Annotated in this window: 5 protein-coding genes; 1 reads left to right on the top strand and 4 read right to left on the bottom strand. The window is 74.7% G+C overall.

The genetic code is table 11. The annotated features are described in order from the left end of the window. Positions 1 to 4 precede the first annotated feature (4 nt). The 4 genes from ABD978_RS38770 to ABD978_RS38755 are packed head-to-tail and all read right to left on the bottom strand — an operon-like array spanning position 5 to position 5135. Positions 5 to 409 carry an acyl carrier protein gene (locus ABD978_RS38770; RefSeq protein ID WP_345365789.1) on the bottom strand — a complete coding sequence of 135 codons (405 nt, stop codon included), beginning with the start codon at positions 407 to 409 and terminating at the stop codon, positions 5 to 7. 43 nt (positions 410 to 452) lie between these two features. After that, positions 453 to 2192: a fatty acyl-AMP ligase gene (locus ABD978_RS38765; RefSeq protein WP_345365787.1), complete on the bottom strand. Its 1740-nt coding sequence runs from the start codon at positions 2190 to 2192 to the stop codon at positions 453 to 455. 13 nt (positions 2193 to 2205) lie between these two features. After that, a complete protein-coding gene (locus ABD978_RS38760; protein ID WP_345365785.1) occupies positions 2206 to 3486 on the bottom strand; it encodes a glycosyltransferase in 1281 nt (426 codons plus the stop codon). 5 nt (positions 3487 to 3491) lie between these two features. Further along, positions 3492 to 5135: an MFS transporter gene (locus tag ABD978_RS38755; protein WP_345365782.1), complete on the bottom strand. Its 1644-nt coding sequence runs from the start codon at positions 5133 to 5135 to the stop codon at positions 3492 to 3494. Positions 5136 to 5286: 151 nt separating this feature from the next. Between ABD978_RS38755 and ABD978_RS38750 the strand changes: the two genes are divergently transcribed. After that, positions 5287 to 11874 (top strand): SDR family NAD(P)-dependent oxidoreductase, encoded by a 6588-nt coding sequence (locus tag ABD978_RS38750; protein WP_345365780.1) that lies wholly within the window; start codon positions 5287 to 5289, stop codon positions 11872 to 11874. Positions 11875 to 11879 lie beyond the last annotated feature (5 nt).

Raw genomic sequence — 11879 nt, 5'->3', positions numbered from 1 at the left:
AGGGTCAGGCCGGGAGGTCGGTCGGGGCCGGTTGGTCGGGAAAAACAGGGAGGTCGGTCGGGGCCGGTTGGTCGGGAAAAACGGGGAGGTCGGTCGGTTGGTCGGGGAGAACCGGGAGGTCGGTCGGGGCCGGTTGGTCGGGGATGACAGCGCCGGGTGCGGGGCGGTCGCCGACGCGTTCGCCGAGGTGGGCGGCGATGGCGTCGATGGTGGGGTGGGTCCAGGCGAGGGTCGGCTCGACGTCGAGGTCGTACTCCGCCTCGATGTCGCCGCACAGGCTGATCGCGTACACCGAGTCCATGCCGTACTCGGCGAGCATCGCCGACGGGTCGATGTCCGCGGGGGGTCGTTCGAGGTATTCGGCGACGCGCTGGGTGAGCCAGTCGCGGATGAGCGTTTCGCTGGGCATGGGGGCCTCCGTAAGTGCGCCGGGTGCGGGGGAGTCCGGCCGGTCAACCGGCGGCGGGCCGGTCGACGAGGGCGCGCAGCTCGGGTTCGAGCTCGGCGTGCAGGGGGTCGATCCGGTCGGCCAGGAACATCTCGCGCATGCGCCGCCGCTGGATCTTGCCGCTGGTGGTCTTGCCGACGCCGCCGCGCGGGACGAGGACGACGTTCATCGAGGGCAGCCCGAACGCCCGGGCCAGCTCCCCCTTGATCCGTCTGGCGAGGCCCTCGTACGTGAGGTCGCCCAGGTCCGCAGGGCGCACCTCTTGAATGAGTACGACGTGCTCGCGCCCGGCCTCCACGCCGAACGCGGCGGCGGCACGCGCGGCGGGGTGGACGTCGCGGCTCGCCTCCTCCACATCCTGTGGATAGATGTTCCGGCCGTTGACGATGATCAGGTCCTTCAGCCGGCCGGTGACGTACAGCTCGCCGTCGCGCAGGAAGCCGAGGTCCCCGGTGCGCAGGAACGGCCCCTCCCCGGTGGACAGGCGCGCCCGGAAGGTCTCCTCGGTGGCCTCGGCGCGCTGCCAGTACCCGAGCGCGACGCTGCCGCCCGCGACCCAGATCTCGCCGATCCGGCCGTCGGGCAGCAGCTCGGCCGACTCGGGGTGGACGATCCGCACCGTGAGGTCGATCGGCCGGCCGCACCCGACCAGTTCGACGCCGTCGGCGGCCGGTTCGGCGCGGTCCTGTTCCAGCGCGGCCGGGTCGAACCGGCCGACGACCGGTTCCTGGCCGCGCCCGGTGCCGGTGACGAGCAGCGTCGCCTCGGCCATGCCGTAGCCCGGCGCCCAGGCCTCGCGCCGGAACCCCAGGTCGCCGAACCGCCGGACGACCTTGTCGAGGGTGGAGGTCCGGACGGGCTCGGCGCCGTTGAGGGCCCAGGCGAGCGAGGACAGGTCCAGGTCGGCGAGCTGCTCGTCCCTGGCGCCGCGGACCAGCCACTCGTAGGCGAAGTTCGGCGCGACGGTGTACTGGGCGCGGTACCGGCTGATCATCCGCAGCCAGAGCACCGGCTTCATCACGAAGGACACGGGTGAGGTGAAGACCAGGCTGCCGCCCGCGTACAGCGGCTGGAGGAGCAGCCCGATGAGCCCCATGTCGTGGTAGTGCGGCAGCCAGCCCGCGCCGATCCCGTCCTCGGGCCGGCCGATGACCGAGTAGATCTGCGCCGAGTTGTGCAGCAGGTTGCCGTGGGACAGCAGCACGCCGCGCGGCTCGCTCGTGGACCCGGAGGTGTACTGCAGGTACGCCGGGGTCCCCGGCTCCAGGTCCTCCGGCATCTCCCACGCGTCGGGGTCCGGCATGGTGGTGGCGTCGGTGGCCACGCACGTCACCCGGCAGTCCAGGCCCGCCTCCTGCAGCCAGGAGGTGAGCAGCGGCGCGTTCGCCGTGTCGGTGAGCACGATCCGGATGTCGGCGTCCTTGATGATGCCCGCCGCGCGTTCGAGGGCGCGCGGGTCGGTGGACGGCAGCGGCGACGGCACGGCGATCACCCGCGAGTACAGGCAGCCGAGGAACACACGGAGGAACTCCAGCCCCGCCGGATAGAGCAGCAGCGCGGTCTCGCCGCTCAGCCCGGCCTGGGCCAGCCACGCGCCCGCCGCCCGCGCGCGGCCGTCCAGCTCCGCGAACGTCGCCCGCTCGAGCTCGACGAGCTCACCCTTGTGCTCGTCGACCAGCGCGTACCAGCGGTCGTCGCCGAAGCGCGCGACCCGGGCCCGCAAGTGGTGTACGAAGCTCGTCATCGACCGTCCCCGCTCATTCCATGGTCCGCGGCCGCCCCGGGCCGCTGCCGGCCCGCGGGGTCTCCTCGACCCCGTAGGCGTCCTCCAGCGCGGCGCAGGCGCGGCCGACGCCGTCCTCCGCCGCGATCCGCCGGCCGAGCTCCGCCGCCCGGCGCCGCATCGCCTCGTCTCCCGTGGCCGCGGCGATCCGCGCGGCGAGCGTCTCCCGCGCCAGCCGCTTGATCGGCAGCGGGGCCGGACCGGCCCCGAGCGCCGCCAGCCGGCCGCCCCAGAACGCCTGGTCGCCGAAGAAAGGGCAGATCACGGCCGGGATTCCGGCCCGCAGCGCGGCGGCGGTGGTGCCCGCGCCGCCGTGGTGCACGGCCGCCCGTACCCGGGGGAGCAGCCAGGAGTGCGGCACGTCCCCGACCGTCAGGACGTCGTCGTCGGCCGGCCCGTCCTCCCCCAGCGCGAGGATCCCGCGCACGCCGGCGGCGCGCAGCGCCCCCCGTACCGTCGTGAAAAGCGCCTCCGAGTCGGGGGGCGTCATGCTGCCGAACCCGACGTACACCGGGGGCGGGCCCGCGGCGAGGAAGTTTTCGAGCCGCGGGTCCGGCGTCCAGGAGGGCTCGTCGAGAAACCAGTAGCCGGTGACGCGGACGTGCGGGGGCCAGTCCGGCGGCCGGGGCACGACGGCCTCGCTGAAGCAGGCCAGCACCGGGACGTCCCGTACGGTGCGGATCGGGCCGCCCAGCGGGAGTTTCGGCAGCGCGAGCGTGTCGCGGCGCCAGGTGTTGAGGATGGGCCGGGACAACTGCCAGGCGAGCTGCTCCACCAGGTGGTAGCTCAGCCGGTTCGCGCCGCCGGCCCGGGACACCAGCGGGTGCGGGAACGCGTTCGTCGGCTGGCTGGGCTGAAAGTGGATCAGCGCCTCGTCGATGCCGAGGTACTCGGCGAGGTGGTGCCCGACGAAGCCCAGCGTCGGGAAGATCAGCAGGTCGGCGTCCTTGCAGCCGGACAGGATCTCGTCGAGCAGCATCTCCGCCATCGGCCGGATGACGCGCCGGAAACCCGTGACGAAGCGCACCGGGTTGCGGCCGCCCCGTAGCCAGTCGCGGACCTCTTCGGTCTCCATGAGCCGGGCCGGGTCGACGGACAGGACGGAGGTGTCCAGCCCGGCGGCGAGCGGCTCGTGACCGGCCGCGACGATCAGCCGGACGCCGTGGCCGCGTTCGGCCAGGCCGCGACCGAGCGCCACGCAGGGCTGAACGTCGCCCCGCGAGCCCGCCGCGAAGATGACGATGTCACGCCGCACCGCGGTCACCGGACGCTCTCGGCGGACGGCGACCAGACCCGCAGCGGCGTCGGTTCCGGTGCCTCGGGAACGCCGGTGGTCTCTCCCCAGGTCCGCGGCGGTGGCGCTTCCGGCGCTCCCAGAACGCCTGCGGCCTCGCCCCGAACGGGTTCCGGCGCTCCGGGGACGCCGGCGGTCTCGCCCCGAACGGGTTCCAGCGCTTCGGCGAGGCCGGCGACGCCGGCGGTCGCATCCTGCACCGGGCCGTACGGCCGGGCGTGCCGGGCGCGGCGCGGACGGGGCGGCAGCGTGACCATGGCGATCAGCGCGCCGAGGCAGACCAGGCCGGCGCCGCACAGCAGCCCGATCGCGGTGGCGTGCTGGAACGCGGCGGCGTGCCCCACTCCGGACGCCACCTCGGACCGCTGCCGCGCGGAGATGATCACACCGATGACGGCGATGCCGAAGGCCCCGGAGACCTCCCGTCCGACGCTGAGGATCCCGCCCGCGACGCCGGACCGCTCCTCGGGGATGGAGGTCAGGACGTAGCTGGTCAGGGGCATGTTGAGCGCGGAGCCGACGCCGATCAGCGCCACGCCGGGCAGCAGGTCGACGTAGCCGTCCCCGGGTCGCAGCAGCGCGAACGACGTCATTCCGGCGGCCATGAGGAACAGACCCCAGGCGATCGTGGCCCGGGCGCCGAGCCTCCGGCCCACCCAGAACGACACGGGCGTCAGGGCGGCGATCACCACGGCCGGCGGCACGAAGACCGAACCCGTCTTCGTCGGGGAGAACCGCAGCACCTGCTGCAGGAACAGCGAGGCGTAGAACAGCACGCCGTTGAAGCCGACGCCCCACAGGACCTGCACCGCGACCCCACCCGCGAACGCCCGGCTGCGGAAGAACACCAGGTCGATCATTGGCGTCGCGGCCCACCGCTCGACCATGATCAGTGCGACGAGCGCCAGGGCGGCCAGCGCGAACGAGCCGAGGACCAGGCCGCTGCCCCAGCCGTGCGTGGAGACCTCGTTCAGCGCGTACGTGACGGCGAACAGCAGGGTCCCGGAGGCGAGCATGCCGGGCAGGTCGACGCCGTCCGCCGTGGTGTCCCGCGACTCCGGGATCACGACGAGGCCCAGCAGCACGACGGCCAGGCCGGGCGCGAGGTTGATCAGGAAGATCCAGTTCCACGCCCAGTGCTGCGCGATGTACCCGCCGGCCACCGGGCCGAGGGCGAGCGCCAGCGCGGCCGAGCCGACCCAGACGACCGTGCCCCGCGCCTGCTCGCGTTCGGTACGGCCGACGGTGACGAGCGCCAGCCCCGCCGGGATGACCAGCGCCCCACCGGCGCCCTGCACGACGCGGGCGGCGATCAGCGCCTCGGCGCTGCCCGCCAGCCCGGCGAGCCCGGACGCCGCCGTGAAGACGGCCAGGCCGATCAGGAAGATCCGCTTGCGGCCGTACACGTCCGCCATGCGGCCGCCGGCCAGCATCACGGCGGCGAAGATCAGGATGTACGAGGTCGCGACCCATTCCAGGGTGGACAGGGAGATGTGCAGGTCACGCTGGATCGACGGCAGCGCGACGTTCACGACCGTGTTGTCCAGCGTGGTCATGAACCCGGCGACCGCGATCACAGTGAGCGTCCATCCATGTCGCGTGCGGGTCATTCGACCTATAACGCCATATTCACGACGGCGAGTCTTGTCATCGCGGTGATAAGGCAGCTGAGAGAAAAGTGGGCTTCGTGCGCATCCAGAGTCGCGCCGGATAAGACACGGTGTTCACTCTTCCGCGTTGTTTCATCAGTGACCGTGGGTAATGGGGGTAGCACAAATGGCGGCTACCGAGCCGGGCGGAGCAGGCCCCCGCCGACCGGGAAAACCGGCGATCCGCCGCTTTCTCGTCGACGCCGTGGCGAGCCGGTGCAAGGTGCCCGCCGCCGAGGTCGACCCGGACCGGCCGCTGGACGAACTGGGCCTGACCTCGCGCGACGCGGTCGCCATCGCCGGCGAACTGGAAAAGCTCGTCGGCGCGCGGCTGCCCGCCACCCTCCTTTACGAACACCGGACGATCACCCGCCTCGCCGAGGTCATCGCCCAGGGTGAATCCTCCGCTCCGCACGGTGATTCGGCGAATGACGCCTTTCCGCTATCGGCCGATTACAGCGAACCGATCGCCGTGGTGGGAATAGGCTGCCGTTTCCCCGGCGGCGTGTCCGGCCCCGACGCCTACTGGCGTTTTCTGCTCGACCGCGGGGACGGCGTCCGCGAGGTCCCCGACGGCCGGTGGGACCCCTTCGACGACGGCACGCTGGAGGACCTCACCCGCCTCGGCGGGTTCCTCGACGACATCGCCGGCTTCGACTCCCGGTTCTTCGGCATCACGCCCGACGAGGCCGACGTCATGGACCCGCAGCAGCGGCTCATGCTCGAGGTCGCGTGGGAGGCGTTCCAGCACGCGGGGATCGCCCCGCCGAGCCTGCGCGGCAGCCGCACCGGCGTGTTCGTCGGCGTCTCCGCGCCCGAGTACGGCTACATCACCGGGACCGCTCCGCTGCGGCCCCACACCGCCACCGGCGCCGCGCTGAGCATCGTCGCGAACCGCCTGTCCTACCTCTTCGACCTGCGCGGCCCCTCCATGATCGTCGACACGGCCTGCTCGTCGTCGCTCGTGGCGACGCACCTGGCCGTACGGTCCCTGCACTCCGGGGAGAGCGACCTCGCCGTCGCCGGCGGCGTCAACGTGCTGCTCTCCCCGCTGATCACCAAGACGTTCGACCTGGGCGGCGCGACCGCCCAGGACGGCCACTGCAAGGCGTTCGACGCGTCGGCGGACGGCATGGTCCGCGCCGAGGGCTGCGGCGCCGTCGTCCTCAAGCGGCTGTCCGACGCCCGGCGTGACGGCGACCGCGTGCTCGCGGTGATCCGCGGCTCGGCGGTCAACTCCGACGGCCGCTCCACCGGCCTCGTCGCGCCGAACGCCGAGGCCCAGGTCGCCGTGCTCCGCGCCGCGTACGCCGGGCTCGGCCGCCCCGACTACGTCGAGGCGCACGGCACCGGCACCCTCCTCGGCGACCCCATCGAGGCCCGCGCCCTCGGCGCAGCGCTCGGCGGCCCGGACGCCGACGGCCGGCCCGTCCTCATCGGCTCGGTCAAGTCCAACCTCGGGCACCTGGAGGCCGCCGCCGGCGTCGCCGGACTGATCAAGGTCGTCCTCGCCCTCGCCGGCCGGCGGATCCCGCCGAGCCTGCACTACCGCGAGCCGAACCCGCACATCGACTTCGGCGGGCTCGGCCTCGCCGTCGCCGCCGAAGAGACGCCCTGGCCCGAGACCCATGACCGACCCGCCCTGGCCGGGGTCTCGGGCTTCGGGTTCGGCGGCACCAACGCGCACGTCGTCCTCGAGGCGGCCCCCGCCGAGGACGTACGGCCGCGGCGCCGCGCGCCGGCCGTGCACACCCTCCTGCTCTCCGACGTCGAGGCCGGCCGGATCGGCCCGTACGCCGCCGGCCTCGCCGACTGGCTCGAGGCCGGGGACGCGGCACTGCCCGACGTCGCCCGCACGCTGAGCCGCCGCTTCGGGCGCGGCCGCGCGGCCGCCGCCGTCGTCGGCCGGGACCGCGCGGCGCTCGCCGCGGCCCTGCGCGAACCGCGCATCACCGGCGTCACGGTCGCCCGCGACGCCCCACCGGTCTGGGTCTTCTCCGGGTACGGCGCGCAGCGGCCCGGCATGGGCCGCCGCCTCCTCGCCGACGAACCGGCGTTCGCCGCCGCCGTCGACACACTCGATGGGCCGTTCGCCGCGCAGGCGGGCTTCTCGCTCTGGGACACCCTCGAGAGCGGCGAACGGGTCACCGGCGTGTACCGCACGATGACCACGCTGTTCGGCCTGCAGCTCGGCCTCGCCGCGCTGCTGCGGTCGTACGGCGCCGAGCCCGGCGCGGTGATCGGCCACTCGATGGGCGAGATCGCCGCCGCCGTCGTCGCCGGCGCGCTGTCCCCGGAGGACGGCCTCAAGGTCATGACCTGCCGGGCCCGGCTGCTCGACGGCGTCGCCGAGACGGGCGGCGGCGCGATGCTCGTCATGGGCTGTGGCGCCGACGACGCCCTCGGATACGTACGGACCGGCGCCGACGTGCACGTGGCGGTCCGGTCCTCGCCCCGGCAGACCGTCCTCACCGGCGACGCCGAGGAGCTGGAACGGGCCGCGGCCCGCGCCACCGACGACGGCCTGCTCGCCCGCCTCGTCCAGGCCGAGGGCGCCGGCCACTCGCCCGCCGTCGACCCCGTCCTCGACCCGCTGCGCGTCCAGCTCGCCGGCGTCCACGGCCGCCTCGCCGAGGTGCCGTTCTACTCCACCGTGCTGGACGACCCGCGCGAACTCCCGGCCTTCGACGGCGACTACTGGGCCGCCAACACCCGCCGCACCGTACGCCTCGCCGACGCGGTCGCCGCCGCGGCGGAGGACGGGTTCACGGCGTTCCTCGAGGTCAACGCCCACCCGCTGCTCGCCCAGGCGATCACCGAGACCGCCGACGGCGCGCTCGTCGTCCCGACGCTGCGCCGCCCGCCCCGGCGGGGGCGGGAGCGGCCGCCCGAGGCCGACGACACCGTGACCTTCCACGAGGCCCTGGCCACCCTCACCGTCCACGGTCACCTGCCCGCGCAGACGCCGGACGGCCGCGTCGTCGACGTCCCCGCCCCGGCCTGGGAGCACCGCCACCACTGGATCGACGCGCCGCCGCGCGGCGCGGCCGGCCTGCACCCCCTGCTCGGCGCGCACGTCGAACTGCCCGGCGAGGACCGCCACGTCTGGAGCGCCGACGTCGGCACGGCGGCGGCACCGTGGGCGGACCGCCCGTTCGACCACCCCCTGCTACCCGCCGCCGCGTACGCCGAGATCGCACTGGCCGCGGGCGCGGAACTGCTCGGCCCGGACGTCACCGTCTCCGGCCTGCACCTGCACCGGTCCGTGCCCCTGGAGCACCACACGACGGTCACCACGTCCGTGACCCTCGGCGACGACGGCGCGACCGTCGAGATCCACACGCGCACCCCCGCCGGCACCTGGACCCCGGCCGCCTCCGCCACCGTCACCCCGACCCCCACCCACCCGGCCACCGAAACCGGTGCGCCCGCCTTGGCCTCGGCGAGCCTCGGCCACCCGGCCGACGACACCGGTGCCTCGATCGTGTCCGCCGTCGTCGCGGCGAGTGCCCGCCACCCGGTCGGCGACAGCGGCGCGTCCGTCACCGTTCCGTCGGGGGACGGCCCGCCGGTCGACGACACAGGCGTGGCCGTCGAGGTCGATATCGGGCCGGCCGAGGAGGGCAACCGGCACTTCCGGCTGCACCCGGACGTCTTCGGCCGCTGCCTGGTCGCGGCCGCCGACCTTCTGGGCGAAGGCGCCTGGCTGCCGGAGTCGATCGGCGGCCTGCGAGTGCACGGGCCGACGCGGCACGGCGGTCGCTGCCTGGTCCGCCACATCCCCGCCGACGACGGCCACCTGGTCAGCCTCCGCCTGGTCGGGGAGACGGGACGGACCCTGGTCGAGGCCACCGACGTCCGGATGCGCTCGTACGGGCGCACGGACCTGCCCGTGCCGCTGAGCGCGAAGCTCGCCGAGGTCGTCTGGGAACCGGCCGAGGTTTCCCCGGCCGAAGCCCCGGCCGCCGAGGCCGCCGTGACCGAGGCTCCTGGGGGCGCGGCGTCTTCGGCTGAGGCGTCCCCGGCCGACGGTGACGCGTTCGCGGACGTCGTCGTGCTGGCCGCACCCGGTGACCCGATCGCCGGGGCGCTGCCCGAAGGCGTCGTCCGTGAGGTCGACGACTGGGCCGCCGCCGAGCGGTGGGCCCGCGACCTGGTGACGGCGGCGGTCGTGCCCGCCCACGTCGTCACAGTGGCACCCGGCGACCTGACCGACGAACGCCTCGTCCTCGCGGTGTCCGGCCTGGTCCGCGGCCTGACCAGCGGGTCAGTGCCGCCACGGCTGTGGCTGGTCACGCGGGGCGCGCTCCGCCCGACCGGAACCGGCAAGGGCGACCCGGGGCAGGCGTTCGCCGGCGCGATGGTCCGGGTGCTCGGGTTCGAGACGCCGGCCCTGCGCGCAACCCATCTCGACCTCGACCCGGACGGACCGGCGGACGCGGCCGCCGAGGCGATCGCCGCCGAACTGCGCGTCCGCCCCGCCGACACCGAGATCGCCCGACGCGGCGGCGCCCGCTACGTCGCCCGGCTGAGCGCCGCCCGCCTCGACGACCCCCCCGTCGGCGACGGCCGCCTCGGCGGTGGTCGGGCGCGGTCGGTGGTGCGGCGCGGGGCCGCGTACGTGATCAGCGGTGGGTACGGCGGCCTCGGGCTCGTCACCGCCCGGCTGCTGGCCGAGCGCGGCGCGGGCCGGATCGTGCTGTCCGGGCGGAGCGGCCCGCCGCCCGACGCGGAGAAGGCCATCAGCGAACTGCGCGAGAGCGGCGTCGAGGTCGACGTCGTCCTCGGCGACGTGGCCGCGCCCGGCGTCGCGGAGCGGATGGTCGCCGCCGCCGGGGACCGGCTGCGCGGCGTCGTACACGCGGCGGGCGGGCTGGCCGACCGGATCTTCACCGACATCGACCCGGCCGACCTGCGGCGGGTCTGGGCGCCGAAGGTCGACGGGGCGCACCGGCTGTACGCGGCGACGCGCGGGCGCGAGCTCGACTGGTGGGTCGTGTACTCCTCGGCCGCCGCGCTGCTCGGCTCGCCCGGCCAGGGCGCGTACGCCGCCGCGAACGCCGCGGTCGACGCCTTCACCGGGTCGCTCCGGGAGCGGGGCGTGCCCGCCTACACGGTCAACTGGGGCACCTGGTCGCGGGTCGGCGGCGCGGCGAACCTGAGCGGCGGCCCCGCGAGCGGCATCGACCCGATCACGCCAGAGGAGGGCGCGGAGGCGTTCGAGGCGCTGCTCGCCCACGGCCGGGCGGCCACCGGCGTGCTCCGCTTCGACCCGCGGCAGGCGGTCGCGGCGTTCCCCGAGCTCGGCCGGATGCCGTACTTCTCCGCGCTGGTCGAGGCGCTCCCGCAGGCCGCGGACGACTGGCCGGGCGCGGAGGCGCTGCGCGCGGCCGAGCCGTCCGCCGCCCGCGCGCTGGTCCGGGACCGGGTCGCCGACCGGGTCGCCACCGTCCTGGGGTTCGGTCCCGACCCGGCGCAGTCGCTGACCGACCTGGGGCTGGACTCGCTCGTGGCGGTCCGCATCAAGAGCGCGCTCGAACACGACCTCGGCCTGACCGTGCCCGCCACCGTCCTGCTGCAGGGCGGCAGCGTGCACGTGCTGACGGCCTGGGCGCTGACCGAGCTGGGCCTGGCCGACTCGGAGTCATCGGCCGCCCCGGCGGAGACGCGCCATGGGTTCGTCGACGCCCGCGACGCCGCCGAACGTCTCGTCGTCCGGGTCTTCGAGCGCGTTCTCGACGCCGACCGCGTCTCGGCGACCGACGACTTCTTCGCCCTCGGCGGGCGCGAGGACCAGGCCCGTACGGTCCTGGAGGTCCTCGAGCTCGAGGTGGGCCGCCCGATCGACCACGCCGAGCTGTTCGCGCACCCGACGGTCGAGCACCTCGCCACGGTGATCCGCGCGGGCGAGGAGGAGGCCGCGCGGCGCATCGTACGGGCGCTCACCTCGTCGACTCGGGGACGGCCGTTCTTCTGCGTCCATCCGGCCGGCGGGACGACGGGCGTGTACCGGCAGCTCGCAACGCTCGTCGGCGGCCCGTTCTTCGGGCTGGAGCGGTTCGCGGACGCGCCGAGTGTCGAGGAGCGCGCCGCGCGGTACGCCGAGCTGATCCGGGAGGCGCAGCCCGAGGGCCCGTACCGGCTGGGCGGTTGGTCGTTCGGCGGCGTGGTGGCGTACGAGACGGCCCGGTTCCTCGGCGACGTCGAGCTGCTCGCGCTGATCGACGCGGGGATCCCGCGCCGCGCCGACGACCCGGCGGAGGCCGCGGCCCGCCGGTACGCCGACTTCGCGGCCTACCTCAACCAGACCTACGACCTCGGGGTCGTGCTCGACGTCGACGAGCTGCGCCCGCTCGGCGAAGACGCGCAGCTCGCCCTCGTGATGGAGCGCGCCGCGTCGCTCATGGAGAAGCTGCCGCCCGCGATCCTGCAGCACCAGCTCACGTCGCACGAGGACACGCGGTCCCTGGAGGCGTACCGGCCCGAGCCGTACGACGGGCGCGTGGTCCTGTACCGGGCGACCGAGCCGACGCCCTGGACGGTGCGGGACGCCCGCTACGAGCTCGACGAGACGAACGGCTTGGGTGACCTCTGCCCGCGCCTGGAGGTCGTCCCGATCCGGGGGGCGCACCACCTGAACCTGCTCGACCCGCCCGCCGTGCACGCCCTCGCCGGACATCTGGGGGCACTGCTCACCTAGGAGGT

Origin of the sequence: Actinoallomurus liliacearum (assembly GCF_039542035.1) — a bacterium.
GTDB lineage: Bacteria > Actinomycetota > Actinomycetes > Streptosporangiales > Streptosporangiaceae > Actinoallomurus > Actinoallomurus liliacearum.
Note: the sequence above shows the minus strand (reverse complement) of the source record. Positions and strands in the feature narration are given on the sequence as shown.